This is a genomic window from Variovorax sp. 38R (assembly GCF_014843395.1).
Classification (GTDB): domain Bacteria; phylum Pseudomonadota; class Gammaproteobacteria; order Burkholderiales; family Burkholderiaceae_C; genus Variovorax; species Variovorax paradoxus_H.
This window is the reverse complement of record NZ_CP062121.1, coordinates 4,134,293-4,156,771: the sequence shown is the minus strand read 5'-3', so window position 1 is coordinate 4,156,771 and position 22,479 is coordinate 4,134,293. Positions and strand designations below refer to the sequence as shown.

19 protein-coding genes are annotated in these 22,479 nt (G+C 67.2%); 14 read left to right on the top strand and 5 right to left on the bottom strand.

All coding sequences use genetic code 11. The annotated features are described in order from the left end of the window. The first annotated feature begins 79 nt into the window (after positions 1-79). From IG196_RS19085 to IG196_RS19060, 6 genes are all read left to right on the top strand, one after another. Complete coding sequence (locus IG196_RS19085; RefSeq protein WP_192192407.1) at positions 80-3,688, top strand: indolepyruvate ferredoxin oxidoreductase family protein; 3,609 nt, start codon at positions 80-82, stop codon at positions 3,686-3,688. 80 nt (positions 3,689-3,768) lie between these two features. Further along, entirely contained in the window at positions 3,769-4,125 is a 357-nt protein-coding gene (locus IG196_RS19080) for a hypothetical protein (RefSeq protein ID WP_192192405.1), read from the top strand. A 4-nt stretch (positions 4,126-4,129) separates the two neighbouring features. Further along, the gene (locus IG196_RS19075) at positions 4,130-5,080 is read left to right on the top strand and encodes a LysR family transcriptional regulator (RefSeq protein WP_318646655.1); all 951 of its coding nucleotides are present in this window, start codon (positions 4,130-4,132) and stop codon (positions 5,078-5,080) included. A 131-nt stretch (positions 5,081-5,211) separates the two neighbouring features. After that, a complete protein-coding gene (locus IG196_RS19070) occupies positions 5,212-6,225 on the top strand; it encodes a Bug family tripartite tricarboxylate transporter substrate binding protein (RefSeq protein WP_412556348.1) in 1,014 nt (337 codons plus the stop codon). A gap of 103 nt (positions 6,226-6,328) precedes the next feature. Beyond that, positions 6,329-7,018 carry an RraA family protein gene (locus IG196_RS19065; RefSeq protein ID WP_192192402.1) on the top strand — a complete coding sequence of 230 codons (690 nt, stop codon included), beginning with the start codon at positions 6,329-6,331 and terminating at the stop codon, positions 7,016-7,018. Then, complete coding sequence (locus IG196_RS19060) at positions 7,015-7,941, top strand: NAD(P)-dependent oxidoreductase (RefSeq protein ID WP_192192399.1); 927 nt, start codon at positions 7,015-7,017, stop codon at positions 7,939-7,941. The genes IG196_RS19065 and IG196_RS19060 overlap by 4 nt, the downstream gene beginning before the upstream one ends. A 15-nt stretch (positions 7,942-7,956) precedes the next feature. On the opposite strand, the gene IG196_RS19055 is transcribed toward IG196_RS19060, so the two are convergent. Next, positions 7,957-8,901: a LysR family transcriptional regulator gene (locus IG196_RS19055; RefSeq protein WP_192192397.1), complete on the bottom strand. Its 945-nt coding sequence runs from the start codon at positions 8,899-8,901 to the stop codon at positions 7,957-7,959. A gap of 132 nt (positions 8,902-9,033) precedes the next feature. On the opposite strand from IG196_RS19055, the gene IG196_RS19050 reads away from it, so the two are divergent. The 7 genes from IG196_RS19050 (at position 9,034) to IG196_RS19020 (ending at position 16,668) form a co-directional block, all read left to right on the top strand. Beyond that, a complete protein-coding gene (locus IG196_RS19050; protein WP_099790510.1) occupies positions 9,034-10,275 on the top strand; it encodes a metal-dependent hydrolase family protein in 1,242 nt (413 codons plus the stop codon). Positions 10,276-10,342: 67 nt separating this feature from the next. Next, positions 10,343-11,533: a M24 family metallopeptidase gene (locus tag IG196_RS19045; protein ID WP_192192395.1), complete on the top strand. Its 1,191-nt coding sequence runs from the start codon at positions 10,343-10,345 to the stop codon at positions 11,531-11,533. Between the two features lie 51 nt (positions 11,534-11,584). After that, the gene (locus IG196_RS19040) at positions 11,585-12,559 is read left to right on the top strand and encodes a Bug family tripartite tricarboxylate transporter substrate binding protein (protein ID WP_192192393.1); all 975 of its coding nucleotides are present in this window, start codon (positions 11,585-11,587) and stop codon (positions 12,557-12,559) included. Positions 12,560-12,564: 5 nt separating this feature from the next. After that, positions 12,565-13,014, top strand: coding sequence for a GAF domain-containing protein (locus tag IG196_RS19035; protein WP_192192391.1), 450 nt, complete (start codon positions 12,565-12,567; stop codon positions 13,012-13,014). After that, complete coding sequence (locus IG196_RS19030; RefSeq protein ID WP_192192388.1) at positions 13,011-13,997, top strand: Bug family tripartite tricarboxylate transporter substrate binding protein; 987 nt, start codon at positions 13,011-13,013, stop codon at positions 13,995-13,997. The genes IG196_RS19035 and IG196_RS19030 overlap by 4 nt, the downstream gene beginning before the upstream one ends. Before the next feature lie 65 nt (positions 13,998-14,062). After that, positions 14,063-14,740 carry a response regulator transcription factor gene (locus tag IG196_RS19025; protein WP_225616728.1) on the top strand — a complete coding sequence of 226 codons (678 nt, stop codon included), beginning with the start codon at positions 14,063-14,065 and terminating at the stop codon, positions 14,738-14,740. A gap of 56 nt (positions 14,741-14,796) precedes the next feature. Continuing rightward, positions 14,797-16,668, top strand: a complete 1,872-nt coding sequence (locus tag IG196_RS19020) for a hybrid sensor histidine kinase/response regulator (protein WP_192192383.1) — start codon at positions 14,797-14,799, stop codon at positions 16,666-16,668. Positions 16,669-16,878: 210 nt separating this feature from the next. Here IG196_RS19020 and IG196_RS19015 read toward each other — a convergent pair whose 3' ends face one another. After that, positions 16,879-17,106 carry a hypothetical protein gene (locus tag IG196_RS19015; RefSeq protein WP_192192380.1) on the bottom strand — a complete coding sequence of 76 codons (228 nt, stop codon included), beginning with the start codon at positions 17,104-17,106 and terminating at the stop codon, positions 16,879-16,881. Positions 17,107-17,377: 271 nt separating this feature from the next. On the opposite strand from IG196_RS19015, the gene IG196_RS19010 reads away from it, so the two are divergent. Further along, entirely contained in the window at positions 17,378-18,265 is an 888-nt protein-coding gene (locus IG196_RS19010; protein ID WP_192192377.1) for a hypothetical protein, read from the top strand. A gap of 45 nt (positions 18,266-18,310) precedes the next feature. On the opposite strand, the gene IG196_RS19005 is transcribed toward IG196_RS19010, so the two are convergent. The 3 genes from IG196_RS19005 to IG196_RS18995 form a co-directional block, all read right to left on the bottom strand. Further along, positions 18,311-20,830: a TonB-dependent siderophore receptor gene (locus IG196_RS19005; protein WP_225616727.1), complete on the bottom strand. Its 2,520-nt coding sequence runs from the start codon at positions 20,828-20,830 to the stop codon at positions 18,311-18,313. Positions 20,831-20,928: 98 nt separating this feature from the next. Next, a complete protein-coding gene (locus IG196_RS19000; RefSeq protein WP_192192374.1) occupies positions 20,929-21,912 on the bottom strand; it encodes a FecR domain-containing protein in 984 nt (327 codons plus the stop codon). Next, entirely contained in the window at positions 21,909-22,409 is a 501-nt protein-coding gene (locus IG196_RS18995; protein ID WP_192192371.1) for a sigma-70 family RNA polymerase sigma factor, read from the bottom strand. The genes IG196_RS19000 and IG196_RS18995 overlap by 4 nt, the downstream gene beginning before the upstream one ends. Positions 22,410-22,479: the final 70 nt, after the last annotated feature.

Below are 22,479 nucleotides of genomic sequence, written 5' to 3'. Positions count from 1 at the left end.
TGGATTCTTCTTAAAACAAGGGTCTGCGCCAGTGTATTGAAGAAACACTTACTTTGGGGGCGGCAGAACAATTCCGGGCATGAACGCCCCACACGAAGCGACCGCACTCAGACGGCCCGACTACCAACTTTCCGACAACCTCTGGGCCGATGCCGGCTCGGTCTTCATCACCGGCACGCAGGCGTTGATCCGCATCCTGGTGATGCAGAAACAGCGCGACGCGGCGCGCGGCCTGCACACGCAGGGCTTCGTGAGCGGCTACCGCGGCTCGCCGCTGGGCATGGTCGACCAGGCCATCTGGAAGGCCGGCGAACGCTTCAAGAAGACAGGCATCCGCTTCGTGCCTGCCGTGAACGAGGAGCTCGCCGCCACGCAGGTGCTGGGCACGCAGCGCGTCGAATCCGACCCCGAGCGCACGGTCGATGGCGTGTACGCCATGTGGTACGGCAAGGGCCCGGGCGTGGACCGCGCGGGCGATGCGCTCAAGCACGGCAACGCCTACGGCTCGTCGCCGCGCGGCGGCGTGCTGGTGGTGGCGGGCGACGACCACGGCTGTGTGTCGTCGTCGATGCCGCACCAGAGCGACCACGCCTTCATGGCCTGGCGCATGCCCGTGATGCAGCCTGCCAGCGTGGCCGAGTACCTGGAGTTCGGCCTGTACGGTTATGAGCTCTCGCGCTACTCGGGCGCGTGGGTCGGCATGGCGGCGCTGTCTGAAATCGTCGAGAGCGCGGGCACGGTGGACCTCGATGCGGTGAACGCGCGCGTGGCCGCCTGGGAAGACGCCGATGCCGTGCGCGCCGCCACCGGCCACGCCGCGCCGCCCGACGGCCTGCACTACCGCTGGCCTGACCTGCCGTCGTTGCGCATCGAGTCGCGGCTCGAAGACAAGCTCGCGGCCGTGGCCGCATTCACGCAACGCAACAGCATCGACCGCCATGTCATCGTGAGCCCGCACGCCAAGGTGGGCATCGTCACCTGCGGCAAGGCGCACCACGATTTGATGGAGGTGCTGCGTCGGCTCGAACTCTCGCCCGAGCAACTCGCGCGCGCCGGTGTGCGGCTCTACAAGATCGGGCTGAGCTTTCCGCTCGAGCAGACGCGCCTGAAAGAGTTCGCGCAGGGGCTCGATGAAATTCTTATCGTGGAAGAGAAGGGCGCGGTGGTCGAGACACAGCTGCGCGACATCTTCTACAACGCACCGCCCGATGCGCGTCCCGTGCTCGTGGGCAAGCACGACCACGCGGGCCAGCCGCTGGTGTCGGCGCTCGGCGAGCTGCGGCCTTCGCGTCTCATCGAACTGGTTGCGCACTGGCTGGCCGTGCATTTTCCCGAGAACCACGACCTCGGCGATCACCTGCAGCATGTGCGCGACTTCACGCCGCCCGAGCTGCTGGGCAACGCGAGCGATGCGGTCAAGCGCGTGCCGTACTTCTGCGCCGGCTGTCCGCACAACACCAGCACCAAGGTGCCCGAGGGATCGACGGCGCGCGCGGGCATCGGTTGCCACTTCATGGCCAACTGGATGGACCGCAGCACGGCAGGCCTGATCCAGATGGGCGGGGAGGGCGTCGACTGGATCTCGCACGCGATGTTCACGAAAACGCCGCATGTGTTCCAGAACCTGGGCGACGGCACCTACTACCACTCGGGCTACCTCGCGATCCGCCAGGCCGTCGCGGCCAAGGCCACGCTCACCTACAAGATCCTGTTCAACGACGCGGTCGCGATGACCGGCGGGCAGCCGGTCGACGGCGTCATCAGCGTGGACGCGATCGCGCGGCAGGTGGAGTCGGAAGGCGTGACCAAGGTGGTGGTCGTGAGCGATGCCATCCATCACTACGACGCCATCAGGAACAAGTTTCCGGCCGGCACCGAGTTCCACGACCGCGCCGCGCTCGACGAGGTGCAGCGCCGCCTGCGCGAGATGCCCGGTGTGACCGTGCTCATCTACGAGCAGACCTGCGCCGCCGAGAAGCGCCGCCGCCGCAAGAAGGGCGAGCTGGCCGATCCGCCCAAGCGCCTGTTCATCAACGAGGCCGTGTGTGAAGGCTGCGGCGACTGCACCGTGCAGAGCAACTGCGTGGCCGTGCTGCCGCACGAAACGTCGATGGGCCGCAAGCGCAAGATCGACCAGACCAGCTGCAACAAGGACTACTCCTGCGCCAAGGGCTTCTGCCCGAGCTTCGTGGGCGTCACCGGCGGCAAGCTGCGCCGCAAGAGCGGGGCGCTGGCGGCCGGGCGCGATGCCTTCCTGCACCGCGTGGCCGCGCTCGCGCATCCCGCGCCGCATGCATGGACCGGCCCCTACGACCTGCTGGTGACCGGCGTGGGCGGCACCGGCGTGGTGACGGTGGGCGCGGTCATCGCGATGGCCGCGCACCTCGAAGGCAAGTCGGCCAGCGTGCTCGACTTCATGGGCTTCGCGCAGAAGGGCGGCTCGGTGCTGAGCTTCGTGCGGCTGGCCGACACGCCCGAGCGGCTGAACCAGGTGCGCATCGACACGCAGCAGGCCGACGCCATCCTCGCGTGCGACGTGGTGGTGGGCGCCTCGGCCGATGCGCTGCAGACCGTGCGGCACGGGCGCACGCGCGTGCTGGCGAACATCCACGAGATTCCGGTGGCCGAGTCGCTGCGCAACCCCGATGCCGATCTGCATGTCGACCTGCTGCTGGAGAAGATGCGCTTCGTCGCGGGCGAGGAACAGGTCGAGACCTTCGATGCGCAGAGCCTGGCGGAAGAGTTCCTCGGCGACACGCTGGCTGCGAACATCGTCGCGACCGGCTACGCATGGCAGCGCGGCCTGGTGCCGCTGAGCCTGGAGGCGCTCATGCATGCGATCGAACTCAACGGCGTGGCCGTGGCGGCCAACCAGTCGGCGTTCTCGCTGGGACGGTTGGCGGCCGGCGACGCTGCAGCGCTCGACCAACTGCGCGCGGCACCGGCCGAGGCTGCGGCGCACCAGGTCGACGATCGCCCGTTGGAAACCCTGCTGGCCGATGCGCGCCGCCACCTCACCGGCTACCAGAACGCCGCATGGGCGCGGCGCTTCGACCAGCGCATTCGCGCACTGCAGGCGGTCGAGTCCGCATTGACGGGCAGCGACGCGAGCCTGCCTTTCACGCGCAACGCAGCGCGCAGCCTCTTGAAGCTCATGAGCTACAAGGACGAGTACGAGGTCGCGCGCCTGTACACCGACGGCGCGTTCCTGCAGAAGCTGAAGGACCAGTTCGAAGGCGACCTGAAGCTCGAGTTCCACATGGCCCCGCCGCTGCTCTCGCGGCCTGCGCATGGTCAGGCGCCCACCAAGATTCGCCTCGGTGCGTGGATGCTGCCGGCGATGAAATGGCTGGCCCACGGCAAGCGCCTGCGTGGCACGCCCTTCGACCTGTTCGGCCACACGGCGGAGCGCCGCACCGAGCGCGGGCTGATCGATCACTTCGACCGCTTGCTGCAGGAGATGGCGGCCGAACTGACGCCCGACAACCAGTCGACCGCCGCACGCATCGCAGCGCTGCCGCTGTCGGTGCGTGGCTTCGGCCATGTGAAGCTGGCGAACCTGGACTCGGCGCGCATCCGCGAGGCCGAGCTGCTGCACCGCTTTGCGCCATCGCGCTACGCGAAGCCGGTGGACGCGCCCAGCGCCGGGCAGATCCGCGGCATCGCCATCGTGGCAAGCGCGCAGTAGCGGGCCGGTGGCGGGCGTGCGTGGCTCGGATACGATCCTTGCGAAGCACCCCCTCCCGTCACGCCCCAACGACCCCCGACATGCGCACCTTCTTCTACTACGCCCTGATGCTCCTGCTCGGATACGCCTGGTACAGGGCCGGCCAGAACCTGCTCCGCAAGGGGTACCGCGACGAGAAGGGCGAACTCACCCAGGGCATCGTGGGGCCCGTCGGATTCCTGATGGTCGGTGGCGTGACCTGCTACCTCTTCTTCGCCATGCTGCGCGCCTTGGTTCGGGGCGAAATTCCTTGCGTCGGCAAAGGCTGCGTGGGGCAGGTCTACACGTTGGCGGCGCATGCGGGCGACTACTGGGCCAACATGTTTTTCGTTGCGTGGTTGGTCCTGGGCCTGGGCTACGCGATGTACGTGACGCTCAAGATCTGGTTCCGGGCGTAGCCGCCTGCACCGCTGTCTTCGGCACCGTTCTTTCCCCACCCCACGGAGCAACCCCCTGGACCTGCGCGACCTCCAGTATTTCGAAGTCATCGCCGAGCTCGAGCACATGGGGCGCGCGGCGGAGCGGCTGCACCGCACGCAGCCCGCGCTCACGAGTTGCGTGCGGCGGCTCGAGGAAGCATGCGGCGCGGCGCTGTTCGAGAAGACGGGGCGCGGCATCCGGCTCACCGCGGCTGGCAGTGCCCTGCTCAAGTGGGCGCAGCGCACGCGCTTCGACGTGGAGAGCGCGCGCCGCGAGATCGGTGACATCGGCCGTGGCCTGACCGGCAACATCAAGGTGGGCATCGTCCCCACGGCCGCACAGTTCTTGTTGCCGCCGGCCGCGCGCGACCTGATGCGCGAAGCGCCCGGCGTCACGTTGCGCACCACCGTGGCGTTGGTCGACGTGCTGAAGCCGCTCTTGCGCGCGGGCGACATCGACCTCATGGTCGGCACCGAAGTCCCGGCGGAAACCGGGTTTGCTTCGCACTACCTGGCCGAAGACGTGATCGTGGTGGCCGCCGCGGAGTCGCACCCGATCTTCGGCAAGCCCAAGCCCAGCCTGAAAGACCTGACGGCTCATCGATGGGTGCTGCAACCTCCCGGCGCCCCGACCCGCGATTGGCTCGGCCAGACCTTCGACCGGCACCGTCTGCCTCGGCCGCTGGTGCAGGTCGAAAGCACGATGCTGCTGATGCTCCCGGGCCTGATCGGCGAGACGGGCCTCTTGAGCTTCATCTCGCGGCTGCACCTGCAGACGGGGCAGTCGGGCGCCGCGCTGCGTGAAGTGAAAGTGCCTGCCACGGCCATGCGGCGGCGCATGGTCGTCACCTACCGGGACAGCGGCTACCTCTCACCCGCGGCGCAGCGCCTGATCAACCTCCTGGCGAAGTACGCAGACACGCCGGCGGGCTGATACCCCAAGTCAAATCTATCGATCTTCAAAAAGTATCGATTGGACTGAATGGGCGGCGCTGCGAATACTTGCCTCCATCGAACACGCCGCCCGCAATCCTGCGAAGCGGACGAAAAAACTGGAGACAAGACATGCATCGCGCTTCCCCCGCCATGGCCTCGGGCCGCTTCACCGGCTTCGTGGCTGCCACCGCTGCCGTTGCCGCAGCGATGCTGCTGGCCCCTTCACCGGCGTCGGCGCAGGCCGCCTATCCCTCGCGGGCCATCAAGCTCATCGTGCCGTTTCCTGCCGGTGGCGGCACCGACCTCATTGCGCGTGAAGTCGCCAACAAGGTGGCCGTGGCCAACGGCTGGTCGATCATCATCGACAACAAGCCGGGCTCCGGCGGCAACCTCGGCGTGGATGCGGCGGCGAAGTCGACACCCGACGGCTACACGCTCGTGCTGGGCCAGACGAGCAACCTCGCGATCAACCCCACGCTGTACCCCAAGCTGCCCTACAACCCCGAGAAGGACCTGACCCCGATCGTCACGGTGGCCAGCGCGCCCCTGGCGCTCGTGGTGGCGGCGGACTCGCCCTACAAGACGCTCGCCGACGTGGTGGCCGCGGCCAAGGCCAAGCCCGAAGCGCTGAACTACGCCAGCTCGGGCAGCGGAACGGTCGCGCACCTGGCCACCGAGCTGCTCCAGAAGACCGCCGGCGTGAAGTTCACGCACGTGCCGTACAAGGGCGCCGCCCAAGGCTCGACCGACCTCATCGGCGGGCAGATCCAGATGTACATGTCTTCCGTGCCGACGCTGATCGGCTACGTCAAGAACGGAAAGATGCGCGTGCTGGCGGTCACCTCGGCCAAGCGCACCGCCGACCTGCCCGCCGTGCCCACCGTCGCCGAGTCGGGCTTCAAGGGCTTCGAGGCCGTGACCTGGTTCGGCATTGCCGGGCCCGACGGCGTGCCCAAGGACGTGGTGGTCAAGGTGAACGGCGCGTTCAACAAGGCGTTGCAAGACCCCGAAGTCAAGAAGAAGCTCGCCAGCCAGGGCGCCGATGCGCTGGGTGGAACGCCCGAGCAATTCGCCAAGCTGATCCGCGACGACATCGTGCGCTGGGCGCCGATCGTCAAGGAATCCGGCGCCAAGGTCGACTGACCTAACTCTCCGACGCGGCCACACGCCAAGGGGCACGCAACGTGCGTCGCCTGGGCGCAGCCGTGCCCGCGTCGGGACACCTCTTCACCGCAGAAAGAAGCCCATGCCCTCCCATCTTCCCGACATCATTCGCGACTTCGAACGCGTCCCTTCCCACCTCGTGGCGCAGGCCGCCGAACTGCAGCCCGCGATCCTGGCCGACGTGGCCGGCCGGCGCGGCGCGCTCGACGGCCGCATCAAGGCGCTGCGGCCGCGCATGAAGCTGGCGGGCACGGCGCTCACGGTCGAAGTGCGGCCCGGCGACAACCTCATGATCCATGCCGCCATCGCGATGGCCAGACCGGGCGATGTGCTGGTGATCGACGGCAAGGGCGACCAGACCTCGGCGCTCATGGGAACGATCATGATGACGGCCTGCAAGCAGCTCGGCATCGCCGGCGTCGTGATGGACGGCGCATGCCGCGACAGCCTGGAGATCGACGAGATGGACTTCCCGGTCTTCTCGGTGGGCACGAACCCGAACGGGCCGACCAAGCACATCGGCGGCCGCATCGGCCATCCGGTGTCGGTCGGCGGCGTCACCGTGAGCGCAGGCGACTTCGTGATCGGCGACGGCGACGGCGTGGTCGTGGTCGAGCGCGAGAAGATCGAATCGCTGCTGCCGCTGGCCGCCAAGAAGGTGAAGGACGAGGCCGCACGCATCGCGGCCATCAAGCAGGGCGACACGGCAGCCAAATGGCTCGTGTCGGCCTTGCGCACGGCCGGCGTGCTGAAGGAAGGCGAAACGCTGTGACGGCCATCCTGGTGACCGGTGCGGACCTCGCGCCCCAAGCGCTCGCGCTGCTCGCGGGGCATGAGGTGGTCTACGCAGGCAAGACGCCGACCGAAGAAGACCTGGTCGCCTTGTGCCGCACGCACGATCCGGTGGCCATCATCGTGCGCTACGGCAAGGTGGGCGCGGCCGTCATGGACGCGGCGCCTTCGCTCCAGGTGATCTCGAAGCACGGCAGTGGCACCGACACGATCGACAAGGTGGCTGCGAGCGCGCGCGGCATCGAAGTCGTCGCGGCCGTGGGCGCCAACGCCGCGGCCGTCGCTGAGCAGGCGCTCGCCTTGCTGCTCGCCTGCGCGAAGTCGGTGGTGGCGCTGGACGGGCGCATGCACGCCGGCCACTGGGACAAGGCCACGCACAAGAGCCTCGAGCTCGGCGGACGCACCATCGGCCTCGTCGGACTGGGCGCCATCGGCCTGCGCTTCGCCCGCATGGTCGACGCGCTCGGCATGCGCGTGCTCGGATTCGATCCCTTCGCCAAGGACCTGCCGGCGCATGTGCAGGCCGTGGACCTTGCCACCCTCTGGCGCGAGTCGGACGCCATCTCGCTGCACTGCCCGCTGACGGAAGACAACCGCGGGCTGCTCAACGCGCAGACCCTGGCGCAATGCAAGCGCGGCTTGATCGTCGTCAACACCGCGCGCGGCGGCCTGATCGACGAGGAGGCCCTGCTCGCAGCGCTGCACGCGGGCCAGGTCTCGATGGCCGGCCTCGACAGCTTCGCCGTCGAACCCATGGCGCCCGGCCACCCGTTCCAGGGCGACAAGCACATCGTGCTGAGTCCGCACATCGGCGGCGTGACCAGCGATGCCTACGTGAACATGGGCGTCGGTGCTGCGAAGAACCTGCTGCAGGTGCTGTCGCGCCGGGCGGCGACGGCCTGAATCGCCTTCAGATGCCTAACGTCGAGCGCTGGCCGCGCGAGGCAGCGGCTCCCGCGCCAACATCTCGACCACCAAGGCGATGAACCACTGGTGCAGCGCCGAGGTCTCGTGCCGTTCGTGCCAGACCAGTTCGACGGTGCGCGCCGGCGCCGCCAGCGGTGGCGCCACGCGCTTCAGGCCCGTCATGCGCACCGTCTCCAGGCCTTCGGACCAGGGCAGCACGGCGATCAGGTCGGAGCGGCGCACGGCCTCGTAGGCTGCGGAGTAGTGGCTCACCGTAGAGACCAGGTTGCGCTGCAGGCCACGGCTTTGCAGCACGCGGTCGTAGATGCCGCCGACACGGCCCGCCAGGCTCACGTCGAGGTGGCGCGCGGCCAGAAATTTCTTCAGCGGAATCTTGTCCAGCTTTGCCAGCGGATGGTCGTTGCGCATGAAGCAGGCGAAATCGACCGACCACAGCCGGCGTGAGCGCATGAAGCCGGGGCGCTGCACGTCGTCGTTGTAGGCGCCGATGGCGAAGTCGGCGCGGTTGTCGTCCAGCGATTGGGCGAAGTCCACCACCGTGCCGGGGTGCGTGTGCAAGCGCATACCCGGCGCGAGTTCGCCGAGCCGCTCGAGCAGCCTTGGGGCGACGATGCAGGCCACGTAGTCGGTCATCGAGACCGTCAGGCGGGCGTCGCTTTGCGAGGCATCGAAGCTCTCGCCTTCGAGCGTGCCCCGGATGGTGCGCAGCGAGCGCGCCAGCGGCGCCCACAACTCCGTGGCGCGCCGCGTCGGGCGGATGCCCGCGCCGTTGCGCACGAACAGAGGGTCGCCGTAGGTTTCGCGCAGCCGGCGCAGCGCATTGCTCACCGTGGGCTGCGTGAGCGACAGCTTGGACGCGGCGCGCGTCACGTTGCCTTCGTTCATGAGGGCTTCGAAGACCTTCAGCAGGTTCAGATCGGCGTTGCGGTAGTTCATGGGCAGGCGACTGAAACCATTCACACGGTCAATGGAGTGGATTCAGCATATAAATTTTTCGGAATTGTGACGCGATCCTACGATCCCGTCATTCCTCACCGCCCATGCCCCGGAACCCGGCAAACAGACCCCATGACCCAGATCCTCGTCAAGAATGCCCGCCTGCTCGATCCGCTGAAGCCCGAGCTGCAGGACCGCCACGACATCCTGATCGAGGGCGACACCATCCGCGAGGTGTCCGACCGGCCGATCGTGGCGCGCGATGCGCGGGTCATCGACGCCGCCGGCAAGACGGTGATGCCCGGCCTGATCGACCTGCATGTGCACGTGGTGGCCATCGACCTGAACCTGCAGCGCCAGGCGCAGATGCCCAATGTGCTGGTGACGTTGCGCAGCCTGCCGATCCTGCGCGGCATGCTGCGCCGCGGCTTCACGACCGTGCGCGACGCGGCCGGCGCGGGCGATGCGTTCAAGCAGGCGGTGCAGTCGGGGCTGGCGCAGGGGCCGCGCCTGTTCGTCTCCGGCCGTGCACTGAGCCAGACCGGCGGCCATGGCGACGGCCGCGCGCGCTCCGACTATCTGATCGCCAACGGCGTGTGCCCCAACTGCGCCCGCGTGGGCATGCTCGCCCGCGTGGCCGACGGCGTGGACGCCGTGCGCAAGGCCGCGCGCGAAGAACTGCAGATGGGCGCGGACCAGATCAAGATCATGGCCGGCGGCGGCGTGGCGTCGCCCACCGACCCGGTCGACGCGCTGGGCTACAGCGAGGACGAGATCCGCGCCATCGTCGGAGAAGCAGCGGCCCGCAACACCTACGTGCTGGCCCATGCCTACACGCCGGCCGCGATCCAGCGCGTGGTGCGCTGCGGCGTGCGCACGATCGAGCACGGCAACCTGGTCGACGCGCCGACTGCGGCGCTCATGGCCGAGCACGGTGCCTATGTGGTGCCCACGCTGGTGACCTACGACGCGCTCGCCAACGAAGGCGCGGCCCTGGGGCTGCCACCGGCCAGCGTGGCCAAGGTGGAAGACGTGCGCGGCGCCGGGCTGCGCTCGCTCGAAATCTACAAGTCGGCCGGCGTGAAGATGGGCTTCGGCACCGACCTGCTGGGCGAGTCGCATCGGCTGCAGAGCGACGAGTTCCGCCTGCGCGCGCAGGTGCTGTCGCCGGCCGAGATCATCGCCAGCGCCACGCTCATCGGCGCCGAGGTGCTGGGCATGAGCGACCGGCTCGGCCGCCTGATCCCCGGCGCGCTGGCCGACCTGTTGCTGGTCGATGGCGACCCGATGCGCAACCTCGATTGCCTGCTGGGGCAGGGCGAGCGCATTCCCCTGGTGATGAAGGCCGGCGTGGTCGAGTTCGACGCGCTGTAGCCCGTACCCCCGAGCTGTTCAGAACACAACCCGCCGGATGCCTCCGGCCCCTTCAAGGAAACGACACATGCCCAAGCTGACGCAAGCCGTCTGGCGGTACCGCCACGACCAGATGGTCCGGTTGATGGACGAACTCGCCGTCGATGCACTGGTGTTCACGACCGCGGATTTCTTTCAGTTCGCCACCAACTTCCACACCGACGTGCAGCCCTGGGAGCGGCCGATCTTCGCGGTGGTGCCGCGCCAGGGCGAGGGCTTCCTGGTGATGAACGAACTGTCCACGAACCACATGCGCTTTTCGATGGAAGCCCACAAGGTGTGGATCACCGACGTGACGTTCTATGCCGAGCATCCGATGGTGAGCAACCGCCTGCCGCTCGTGTCGCAGCTCCCCGAGATCCTTGCCGAGCGCCTGAGCCGCGCCGGCCTGCGCCGCTCGCGCATCGCGCTGGATGCCGGCAGCGGCGTGATGGCGGCCGTGCAGCGCCTGCTGCCCGACCTCAACGTGCGCGTCGCCACCGCGGAGGTGCGCAGCCTGCGCTGGCAGAAGCATGCCGAGGAACTGGCCGTCATGCAGGCCATGGCCGGGCTCACGGACTGGCTGCAGGACCGCTATCGCGAAGCCATCAAGCCCGGCCGGCTGGTGCAGGAAATGGACTGCGCCATGGCCAGCCTGTTCGTGCAGGAGGCCGCCGAGCGCTTTCCCGGAGAGCAGTTCGAGGTCGTGCGGTGCTGGACGCTCAGCGGCCCGGCGTCGGCCTCGCCGCACGGCGACGGTGCCTCTTGCGGCGCGCGCATCCGCGAAGGCGACGTGCTCGTCAACATCGTCATTCCCCGGCTCAACGGCCTGACGATCGAGAACGAGCGCACCTGGTTCTGCGGGCGCCCCGACGAGCAGAAGAAGGCGCTGTGGACGGCTGCGCGCGACGCCACCGATGCGGCCATCGGCGCGGCCGTGACAGGCCGGCCCGTGTGCGCGATCGATGCCGCGGCGCAGGCCGTGATCGAGCGCGCCGGTTTTGCCGACTGCATCCGCCATCGCACGGGCCACGCCATCGGCATCGTGCACCACGAGTACCCGGAAGACATGGCCTTCAGCCAGCGCCCGCTGCTCGACAACGAGGTCTATTCGGCCGAGCCTGGCCTGTACGTCTACGGCGTGGGCGGCTTTCGCATCGACGACACGGTCGTGGTGGGCGCGACGCCGCGCGTGCTCACCGCCACGCCCAAGTCGCTTGAGTACGCCACCGTGGGTTGAGATCGACCACCGCCCACACCCGCTTTCGCAACCACCGACCTTGACCTCCCCATGACCACCCGCCGCACCATGCTTTCCGCGCTGGCTGTTGCAGCCTCGCTGCTCGCCGCACCCGCCTTCGCGCAGGGCTTTCCTTCCAAACCGATCAAGGTCGTGGTCCCGCAGCCGGCCGGCTCGGGGCCGGACACGCTGGCGCGCACGCTGGCTGACGTGCTCGCCAAGAGCATCGGGCAGAGCGTCGTGGTGGAGAACCGGCCCGGCGCCAACGGCACGCTGGCCGCGGCTTATGTGCTCTCGCAGCCTGCGGACGGCTACACGCTGTTCCTGGCCGGCGTCTCGAACATGTCGTGGAACCCGCACCTGTACAAGTCGCTGGGTCACCAGCCGGCGCGCGACTTCACGGGCGTCGCCGTCATCGCCAACACCCCGTTCGTGACGGTCGTGTCGCCGAGCCTGGGCGTGAAGACGCTGCCGGACCTCATCAAGATGGCCAAGGCCGAGCCGCAGCGACTCAGCTTTGCATCGGCCGGCATCGGCAACTCCACGCACCTTGCGAGCGAGCTGCTGAAGTCGCGCACCGGCATCCAGATGCAGCACGTGCCCATCAGCGGCGCTGGCGGTCCCAACGCGCTGACCAGCGTGATGGCGGGCGACACGCCGGTCATGACGACCGTCCCCGTCGGCGTCGTGCCGCTGGTCAAGAGCGGCAAGCTCGTGCCGCTGGCCGTGACCGGCGAACGGCGGCTGCCGCAACTGCCCGACGTGCCCACGTTCAAGGAGCTGGGCATCAACATGGAAGTGCCCGGCTGGTACTCGCTGGTGGCGCGCGCGGGCGCACCCGGCGACGCGGTCGCGCGGCTCAACGCCGAGATCAACAAGGCGCTGGACACGCCCGAGATGAAGGAACGCCTGGCCGGCCAGATGCTGATCGGCGTCAAGTCGACGCCGGCCGATGTCTTGAAGTTCACGCAGCGCGAGTCGGCCGCGTGGGGGCCCATCATCGACAAGCTGGGCATTGCACAGTGAGTGACATGGCGCAGCTTTCCTTCGAGGCGCTGGACCACGCGTTGCGACGGTCTCCGGGGCACCGGCTCTTCACCGTGCTGGCGATCGACCCCGGCCTTGTGGTGTCGCGGCGCCTGTACACGAGCGATGCGGTGGCCTATCCGTGCGGTGGCACCAAGCCGCTGTACCCCGACAACGATTTCTTTCGCGAGGTGGTGCAGGGCGGTCGGGCGCGCATCTGTCTCGACCAAGAGGCCTGCCGCCGCGCGTTTCCCGACCATGCGCTGATCGACGCGCTGGGCTGCCGGTCTGCCGTCAATGTGCCGATCCGGCACGGTGGCCGCACCCTCGGATCGCTGAACCTGCTGCACCAGGAGCACTGGTACCAGCCCGACATGGTGCCCGCGCTGATGCGCTTCGCTGAACAGGCGGCGCCCTTGCTTCTTTCGCTCCGATACGTTGAGATGCCCGAATGACGATCCCTCGCCGAACCTTCGTGCTGAATGCCGCCGCGTCTGTGTGTGCGGCATCGCTCGCCACCGCGGCGCGCGCGGCCGGGTCGGGCTATCCCAGCAAGCCGATCACCATCGTCTTTCCCTACGCGGCCGGCGGCGCCACCGACGCCATGACGCGCCAGATCGCCGACCTCATGGCCAAGGCGCTCGGCCAGCCGGTCATCGTCGACGCGAAGCCGGGCGCCGGTGGATCGATGGCGCTGCAGCAGGTGGTGCGCGCCAACCCTGACGGGCACACGCTGGTGCTCATGGCCAGCGGAACGATGGCCGTCAATCCCTACCTCTACGACCTGAAGTACAAGCCGGTGGAAGATTTGGCACCCATCACGATCCTGGTCGACATTCCCTTCGTGGTCGTGACGAGGCCGGACTTTCCCGCGCGCACCCTCAAGGAATTCATCGCACACGCCAAGGCGAACCCGGGCAAGGTTTCGTTCGCGAATGCGGGCGTGGGCACGCAGGCCCACCTGACGCAGATGATGTTCATGAAGGAGGCCGGCATCACGGCCAACGTCGTTCCCTACAAGGGCGGCACCGGCGCCATCGCCGACCTGCTCGGCGGCCACATCGACGCCATGATCGACAACGCCGCCGCGCAGGTTGCGAACGTGCAGGCCGGCAAGGTGCGCGCGCTGTTCGTCACGACGCGCGAGCGCAGCGAATCGCTGCCTGGTGTGCCCACGGCGCAGGAGGCAGGGCTGCCGGGTTTCGTGACTTCGGGGTGGTTCGGGCTGGCGGCGCCGAAGGGCACGCCGCAGGCCATCATCGACAGGCTCAACGCAGTGATCGTGCAGGGCATGGCGCAGCCCGAGACGCGGAAGAGGTTGATTGAGGCGGGGTGGATGCCGATGGGCAGCTCACCTGCTGAGGCAGCGGCGAGGGCCCGGTCAGACCTTGCGCGGTTTGGGCAGACTGCGCTGCAGATCGGGCTGAAAAAGGAGTAAAGGTCTGCTGACGAGTTGACTTTCGTCACTATCAGCCGGCGGCGCATGACCCTAACATGCGCGCCATGAGCCTTCCTGTGTCGACCCGAGCATCAGCCGTCCTGATCGTGGACGACCATGACCTGGTGCGCCTGGGCGTGCGTGCCTTGCTCCAGGCGCAGGCCTCGCCCCACGGGCCTGCAGTCGAGGTCTTCGAAGCCAGCAGCATGGCGCAGGCACTGGCTGTGTATGAGCGCTCTCAGGCGAGCATCGGGTTGGTGTTGCTCGATCTGGCGCTTCCTGACACACGAGGTCTGAGCGGCGTGTCCGTTTTTCTCCAGCGTTATCCGCAGGCTCGCGTGGTTGCGTTGTCGGGCGCCGGCGCCACCGCGCTGGCCCAGAACGCCATTGCGCAAAGTGCGTTGGCCCAGGGTGCCAGCGCGTTCTTGCCGAAGTCGGCCAACCTCAAGGAGGTGGTGAGCTTCATCCGTGCCTGCGGTCTGCTCGGGCGGGACGTGGTCGATGGCCTTCCGGGTGCGTCCAGGTGGGTCGCGCGGGCGCCCCTCCGTTCCGCCGGTGGCGCCCTGAGTTCGCTGACGGGAAGTCAGGCGCGTGTGCTGCAGATGATTCTCGAAGGCAAGTCCAACAAGGAGATCGCACTGTTGGCCGAGTTGCGCGAAGGCACGGTGAAGAACTATGTTTCGACGATCCTCTTGCTGTTCGGTGTGCAATCGCGAGCGGAGCTGATCAGCAGCCTGCGTTGATTCACCACAGGAGGTGCACGCGATCATCGAAGAAACAAGAAGGAAGGGCCCAATTCATGAATGACGCTGCCCGATCGATGCATCAGGCCCCGGCGGCCGCCGATCTGGACCTTCGGGTGCTCCGCGAACATGTAGCCTCGGTGTATGCCGCACACACGACGGCCACCTGTGCGCACATCGGCTTCGCCATTGCCATTGGCATCTTCGGCTACTTGAACATCGATTCGACCCACCACCTGCTGGTGATCGGCATGGTCGCCGCCGTCGTGTCGATGAACCTGTATGCCTTGCTTTCTCCGCGGTGGACGCCGGCTGTCCCCTTGTCCGAAAGCCGCTATTGGGCACGCCGCTACACGTGGATCGTCACGCTGGTCAGCGTGACCACGGCGCTGCCCTGCGCCTTGTTCCTCGTGCTCATCCAGAGCCCGGCGATGACGACCGTCGTGATCGTCGTGATCATGGTCAGTTGGACCCGGGCCATTCAGGCCCGTTGGCCGATCAAGGGGGCCATGTTCGGCTGCGGCATCCCCGTGATGGGCGGGCTGATCCTTGCGTTGATCTGGCACGGTGGCACGCTGCACTGGTTTCTGGCGCTTTTCAGTTTTGCCAATCTGGTACTGACACTGCACGAAGGGGTGAAGCAGAACAAGCGGCTGACAGCCTCTTTGATGTTGCAGTTCGAGAACGAGATGCTCGCCGCACAGTTGCGCGAACGCATCGCTGCCGTGGAGCGCGCCAGTGCGGAAAAGACCCGCTTTCTTGCCGCGGCCAGCCACGACCTGCGCCAGCCGATGCATGCCATTGCACTGTTCGGCGCAGCCATGGAAACCGCACTGCACGACCATCCGGAAAGAACGAATGCCAAGCGCCTGATGCGCGCCGTCGACGCGCTCGGTGCGTCGCTGGACACCATGCTCGACGTGTCGCATCTGGATGCAGGTGTGGTCGTGTCTGAACCGCAGGCACTTGAACTCGATGCGCTGCTTCTTGTTCTCAATCAGACCTTCACCCCTTACGCTGAGCAGAAGGGTCTGCAATTGCGCATCCGTGCCAGTGGCATGTGGGTGCGCAGCGACATCCAGCTGCTGTTCCGCCTGCTTTCCAATCTGGTCGACAACGCCTTGAAGTACACCCATGAGGGCGGTGTGAGCGTGGTCGCGCGGCGGCGAGGAGACAAGGTGTGGCTGGAGGTTCGCGACACCGGCGTCGGCATTGCCCCCGAACAGTTGAGCCGCATCTTCGAAGAGTTCTATCAGATCGACAACCCGGGCCGCGACCGGGCGCGTGGACTCGGAATTGGTCTGTCGATCGTCAAGCGCCTGTCGCACCTGATGTCTCACCCGATCGAGGTGCACTCGCGGCCGGGGCGCGGCACGCATTTCCGCGTGGTCCTGCCGCAAGCCGATGCAACGATCACCGCGCCCGCTGAACTGCTGCTCGATGAACTGGAGATTCCCGCGCATCGCAGCCTTGCTGCACCGAACCTGCCCGGGCCCGTGCTGCTGATCGACGACGAAGCGGAGATTCGCCTGGCCATGGCGGCGCTGCTGCGTGCGCACGCCGTCGATGTGGTGGCTGTGACGGACGAATCGCATGCGGTCGAAGCATTGACGCACCCGGATGCGAAAAGCCGTCCGTTCTCGATGCTCTTGTGCGACTACCGGCTGGCCGATGGGGGAGATGGACTCGAGGTCGGCCTGCGCCTGCTCGAGCGCTTTCAGCTCGACATTCCCCTGCTCCTGATCACGGGCGAGACGGCCCCGCAGCAACTGCGGCGTGCACAGTCATCGGGGGTGCCGATGTTGTTCAAGCCTGTGAGCGCCGCTGCGCTCCTGCAGGCGATGGCGGAACTGACATCCGTCACGGGGCAGACGCGGTTTTTTTCTCCGGCGACCCGGTACTTCAGAGACCCGTCCCCGGTTACCTGATTGTCTGCCGCGCCATTGCCAGAGCGATGGTCGCCTACTGAGACGATGCCGGTTTAAAAGACGGCTTGCCAAGGCGATCTTTTTCAAAATCAGGTGATAAGAATAGATAGAGGAGGCAAAACCCGCATCGTCATGCGTATCCTCTCTATATTGGAAAGAGAAGACGCCGTCTGTCTTCCGATCTCATGGTTAGAGTTAGTCATAACTGCCTCATAGCCAAATATCAATTTCCCATTGCTTCCAGGTCGTTGTGACTTTCGTCATGGGGAAATTTCTCCCGCCGGCCATACAAACGTCGACGGCGATCTGACGGGCCACGTTGGGAGGCCCGATCGCCATGGACAACGTTGCCATATCGGCAGCATTGGCTTCGACAAAATTGAAAGGCAAGGGAATGAAATTCAGAAAATATGCAGTGGCTGCTGCAACGGCAGTCACCTTGATGCTTGCGGCATGTGGGGGTGGCAGCGGGGGTGGAGGTGGCGGTGGCTTCCCCGTGGGGCTTATCGGGCCTGGAACGGATGACCCCGGAACACAAGGGCCTGGAACACAAGGGCCTGGAACACAAGGCCCTGGAACGCAAGGGCCCGGGACGCAGGGGCCCGGAACCCAAGGCCCTGGAACGCAGGAACCCGGAACACCTGCCCCCACGCAATACGAGACGCTCCCGTCTGCTTGGAACGGCGACAAGGATTCCTACATCGCATCGGTGCCGGCCGTCTTGCAGCAACTGAATGACCAAGGCGCCAAGGGCAGTGTCCGCATGCGCCCCGTGGGAAACAATTCGCTGTATGTCAATCCGCAAGCCGCCAACGACAAATACAGCTACAAGGAATTCACGCTCACCTTCTCCGGTCGCGATGGCTGGGACGGGGCCAGCAACGCGCTGCTGCAGCGGTTGGAAGACGAGGGCGCCAAAGGCTATGTGCTGCACCAGCTGGTGGGGGAGACGCACACCCTGGACGATTCCCTCAACGCGATCCGCAAGGCCAGCTTCATCCTGGTCAAGAACGAAAGCCAGCCCGTCATCTACACCTATCGAAAATTCAGCTTCGATCTGATGTTGCCGGAAGACTTCATTGCCCAGCTGAACGCGCTGGGGCAGGAAGGCTATCGCTTCCTGAATACGGAGCTGGGTCTGAGCCCGAGTGTGAATGCGATCGTCGTCAAAAGCTCTGCAGCCGCAGGGGCGACCTACAGTTACGCATTCGAACCCGTCGTCTCCGATCCCAAACCGCAACTCAGCAGCCGCGGTCAAAGTGGATTCCGCTACAAGGGCTACTTCGAGTATTTTGCGAACCGCAGTGGACAGCCCGTCCGAGGCGTTTTCAATACCTACGAGCTCGACAGCAGCAAGCCCGCGGCAGTGGCCTATCGCTTCTCGGATGAAATGCCTGGGGGCCCGGTCGATATCAATACGACCGAAGGACTCGCGCGACTCAATGACCAGGCGAGCCAGGGATTTTTCTACTCCGGCTTGAGTGTTCCTACCGGAGCGAGCGGGGGCGCCGCGATGTTCTTCGCGGACTATGCGGTCTATGTTCAGGGCGCATTGCTGGCGGACCTCAATCGTGGAGGCGCCGTTCTTTTCCCCTAGACACCTGAGATGGGGGGCGCCTGCCTGGGCAGGCAGCCATCCCGTCTAGAAGGTACCGCGCAAGGTCACCATGGCGCTGCGCGGCTCGCCGTAGACATTGCCCCAGGCCGGCGCGCCGACGGTCTGGTAGTAGGTCTTGTCGAACAGGTTGTTCACGTTCAGCGCGGCCGACCAGTTGCGGTTGATCTGGTAGGAGACGCGCGCGCTCCAGACGGCGTACGAGGCCTGCTCGAGCTTGATGGAACCCGTGGTGCGTGAGCTCGCGGTCTGGAAGCTCACGCCGCCGCCCAGCGTCCAGGCGTTCAGCTCGCCGGGCAGGCGGTACTCGGTCCACACGCGCAGCATGTGCTTGGGCGAGTACGTGCTGGCGAAATCGATGCCGGCATTGGCCGTGTCGTTCATGTACTTGAAGTGGTTGAACGTGTAGCCCGCGAACACCTGCCAGCCGCGCGCCACCTCGCCGCTGATCTCTGCGTCGAGTCCTTCGCTGCGCACCTTGCCGGTGGACATGTAGCAGTAGGTGCTTCGCGTGCAGACGTTGACCAGGTCTTCCTGCGCCCGGTTGTTCTGGTCGAGGCGGAACAGCGCGACCGAGGCGTTGACCTTGCCGTCGAGCAGCTCGCCCTTCAGGCCCGCTTCGAAGTTGCGGCCCTTGACGGGCGGCAGCATGTCGCCGGCGGCGGTCATCGCGTTCTGCGGCTGGAAGATGTCGGCATAGCTCACGTACGCCGACCATTGCGGGTTGAGCGCATAGATCAGTCCGCCGTAGGGCGTCAGCACGCCGTTCTCGCGGTACGGCTCGGTCGCCGGGGCGCCGGTGGTGCGGTCGCGGTCGCTGGCCCGGTAGCGCGTGACACGTGCGCCGGCGACCAGCGTCAACGGGTCTGTGAGGCTCAGGCGCGCCACGCCGTAGGCGCCCGATTGCGTGATGCTTGTTTCGGTGTCGCCACCGCGGTAGCGCCTGGCGACGAAGGTCGCGTCGCTCGGCTCGGCGATTGCCGAGACCGGATGGAACACGTTGTTGGCAACGCCCGGCAACTGCATCAGCGAGAAGTCGCTGTGGTTGAACATGCGCCCGGTGTTGGCACCGAAGCTCACCGAGTGCTTTCTGCCGAAGGCGTTGAACTTGCCGTCGACGGCGAGGTCGAGGGTCTTGTTGTCGGTCTTGAAGTCGAACAAGCCGCCGTACATGACGTTGCCGGCCAGGGTCACCGGATTCACCGCACCCAGCGGGAAGGCGTACTTGATGTCCTGCGCCTCGCGCATGTAGCCCGCGGTGACCTTGAGCGACCAGTCCGCATCGAAGCGGTGCGCGAGTTCGGCGAACGCCGAGGTCTGCGCGCTTTTCCAGCGGTTCCAGTCGGCCGCCAGGTAGGTCGACCGGCGCAGGTGCAGGTCGGCGCCGTTGCTGTAGCTCGGCAAGCCCTGGAAGAACGGGGTGGCACGCAGCGTTTCGTGGCTGGCACCGACGGTGAGCACGGTCTGCGGCCCGAGGTCGGCTGCGAGCACGCCGTACAGCACGCCGGTGCGGCTCTTCGCGGTGTCGTAGAAATAGTCACGGTCATTGCCGCTGGCGACGACGCGGCCGCGCAGCGTGCCGGCTTCGTTCAGCGGGCCGCTCGCGTCGACCTCGGTGCGGTAGTTGTTCCATGAACCCGCGCTGGCCGAGAACTGCAATTGCTTGTCGACCGTCGGGCGCTTGCGCACCATGTTGATGGTGGCGCTGGGCGAACCGGCCCCTTGCAGGAGGCCTGTGGCGCCGCGCACCACCTCCACGCGGTCCAGCGTGGCGGCATTGCTCGTGAAGCTGTTGGCCTGGGGGTAGTAGAAGGCGCGGTTCACGCCATCGAACTGGTAGGTGTCGACGCGGAAGCCGCGGGAGTAGACATAGCGCCCGCCCATCGGGCTGTCGTACATCGTGATGCCGGTGGTCTGGGCCAGCACGTCGTCGATGGTGTAGAGGTTCTGGTCGTCCATCTTCTGGCGCGTGACCACCGTGACGGACTGGGGAATCTCCTTGAGCGTCTGCTCGCCCTTGCCGACGGTGACGATGCGGCTCGCATACGACCTAGAGCCCTCGGTGATCGCGCTGCGCTCGGCCTGCGCCGTGACGCGCACTTCACTGAGCAGGTTGCTCTGCGCGTCCGCCGGCGCGGCGGAGGTGGTCGCGTTGGGCACCGGCTGGCGCAGCGTGTAGCCGCCGCCTGCGCGTGCGACCGCTTCAAGGCCCGTGCCCGCGAGCAGCCTGGAGAAGCCTTCGCCGACCGCATGGGTGCCGCGCAATCCGCCGGTGCGGCGGCCTTCTGTCAGCGCGGGTTCGAAGGACAGCGTGACGCCGGCCTGCGCGGCGAAGCGCGACAGCGCGGGGCCCAGCGCGCCGGCGGGGATGTCGTAGGCCGCCGTGGTGGCTGTCGGCGGATTCGCCTGTGCGGTCGCGGCGCCCGAAGCGGCGAGCGCGAAGGCCAGGCAGAGGGTGCGCACGCCTTGGCTCACGGCGCTCGGGCGCGGGGGCATGCAAGCGGAAAGTGGGCGCAGGCGCGCGGTGCGGGAGGAGGGCAATGCCATGGTCGGTGGTCCTGTTCTTGCCGTACTCACAGCACGGCTCCATGGCATGCCCGACGAAGCTTCAAAAAGGGACAGGAATCAGCGAAAAAATTTCTGCGTCAGGCCGGCATCACCGTCACCCACCACCGCGTGCGCGTGAGCACCTGCACGGGCAGCGTGGTGGCCACCATCGACAGCACGTAGTCGGTATCGCGCAGCTGGAACGCGCCGGAGATGCGCAGGTTCGCGACCTCGGGGCTGCAGTGCAGCAGGCCGGGCCGGTAGCGCGACAGCTCGGCGCAGAAGTCGGCCAGGCGCATGTTCTCGGCGTAGAGCACGCCCTGCGTCCACGCCTGGCTCTCGGGCGAGACGGCGGCCAGGGCCGAGGCGCCCTGGGCGCTCAACACGGTCTGCTGGCCGGCCGGCACGATCCCCGCAGGCACCGACGCGCCGCGCAAGGTGACCTCGACCGCGCCCTCGGTAACGGCCAGCCGCACATCGGGGGGCGATGCGGTTTCGTGCGCGTCGTGGTCCTGGCGCACGGTGAAGCGCGTGCCGAGCGCGCGCAGTCGGCCCTGCACCGTTTCCACGACGAAGGGCCGCGCATCGGCGGCGGTCGTGACGCGGATCGCGCCCGCGCGCAACCGCACCGTGCGCTGCGCGCCGTCGATGCGCACGTCGATCGCGCTGCCGGTGTCGAGCAGCACGCGGCTGCCGTCGGCCAGCTGCACGTCGCGCCGTTCGCCGGTGGCGGTGGCGTGGTCGGAGGTCCAGCTGTCCCACGGCGCCAGGCGCCAGCCGAGCCAGGCGGCCGGCGCGGCCGTCGTCAACACGGCCAGCGTGCGCAGCGCGGCGCGTCGGTTGCCGCGTGCCTGCCGCGCCAGCACCGGCACGCCGACGCTCGCGGGCACGGCGCCGAACTTCTGCGACAAGCGTTCGGCGCGCTGCCATGCGCGTTCGTGCGCCGGGTCCGCATGGCGCCAGGCTTCGCAGGCCGCACGGTCCGCGTCGCCTGCGCGGCCGGAGTGCAGCCGCACCAGCCATTGCGCGGCTTCGCGCAGCACGGCGGCGTCGGGTGTGGGGGCGGGTGGCAGTGCGCTCATTCCACCAACGCCAGGCAGTGCTCGAAGCCCAGGGCCATGTGGCGCTTGACGGTGCGTTCGCTGATCGCCAGGCGCTCGGCGATCTGCGCGTAGGTCAGGCCTTCGAGCTGCGACAGCACGAAGGCTTCGCGCGCCTTGTGCGGCAGGCCGTCCAGCATCGCGTCGATGGCGTCCAGCGTCTGCAGCAATTGCAGGCGCTCTTCAGGCGACAGCGCCAGCGCCTCGGGCGCCAGCGCAAGCGCTTCGATGTACGCGCGCTCCAAGGCCTGCCGGCGCCAGTGTTCGCTGACCACACCCTTGGCCAGCGTCGTCAGGTAGGCGCGCGGCTCGCGCAGCGTGGGCAGCACCTGCGGGCGAAGCAGCACGCGAACGAAGGTGTCCTGCGCCAGGTCGGCGGCGCTGTGCGCACAGCCCAGGCGCCGGCGCAGCCACGTGCTGAGCCAGCCGTGGTGCTCCGTGTAGAGCGCATGCACGGTGCGGGTGTCGGCGGAAGACATGGAGAGGGGAAGCGATGCAATTGAGAATTACTCGCATTTTAAGAGCATCGCGGCGTGGCGTGCTGCGCGG

Bases quoted from the DNA above. Each gene is read 5' to 3' on its own strand.
- IG196_RS19085 (WP_192192407.1), top strand. From the start codon at position 80: ATGAACGCCCCACACGAAGCGACCGCACTCAGACGGCCCGACTACCAA.
- IG196_RS19080 (WP_192192405.1), top strand. From the start codon at position 3,769: ATGCGCACCTTCTTCTACTACGCCCTGATGCTCCTGCTCGGATACGCC.
- IG196_RS19070 (WP_412556348.1), top strand. From the start codon at position 5,212: ATGCATCGCGCTTCCCCCGCCATGGCCTCGGGCCGCTTCACCGGCTTC.
- IG196_RS19065 (WP_192192402.1), top strand. From the start codon at position 6,329: ATGCCCTCCCATCTTCCCGACATCATTCGCGACTTCGAACGCGTCCCT.
- IG196_RS19055 (WP_192192397.1), bottom strand. From the start codon at position 8,901: ATGAACTACCGCAACGCCGATCTGAACCTGCTGAAGGTCTTCGAAGCC.
- IG196_RS19050 (WP_099790510.1), top strand. From the start codon at position 9,034: ATGACCCAGATCCTCGTCAAGAATGCCCGCCTGCTCGATCCGCTGAAG.
- IG196_RS19045 (WP_192192395.1), top strand. From the start codon at position 10,343: ATGCCCAAGCTGACGCAAGCCGTCTGGCGGTACCGCCACGACCAGATG.
- IG196_RS19040 (WP_192192393.1), top strand. From the start codon at position 11,585: ATGACCACCCGCCGCACCATGCTTTCCGCGCTGGCTGTTGCAGCCTCG.
- IG196_RS19035 (WP_192192391.1), top strand. From the start codon at position 12,565: ATGGCGCAGCTTTCCTTCGAGGCGCTGGACCACGCGTTGCGACGGTCT.
- IG196_RS19030 (WP_192192388.1), top strand. From the start codon at position 13,011: ATGACGATCCCTCGCCGAACCTTCGTGCTGAATGCCGCCGCGTCTGTG.
- IG196_RS19025 (WP_225616728.1), top strand. From the start codon at position 14,063: ATGAGCCTTCCTGTGTCGACCCGAGCATCAGCCGTCCTGATCGTGGAC.
- IG196_RS19020 (WP_192192383.1), top strand. From the start codon at position 14,797: ATGAATGACGCTGCCCGATCGATGCATCAGGCCCCGGCGGCCGCCGAT.
- IG196_RS19005 (WP_225616727.1), bottom strand. From the start codon at position 20,830: ATGGCATTGCCCTCCTCCCGCACCGCGCGCCTGCGCCCACTTTCCGCT.
- IG196_RS19000 (WP_192192374.1), bottom strand. From the start codon at position 21,912: ATGAGCGCACTGCCACCCGCCCCCACACCCGACGCCGCCGTGCTGCGC.
- IG196_RS18995 (WP_192192371.1), bottom strand. From the start codon at position 22,409: ATGTCTTCCGCCGACACCCGCACCGTGCATGCGCTCTACACGGAGCAC.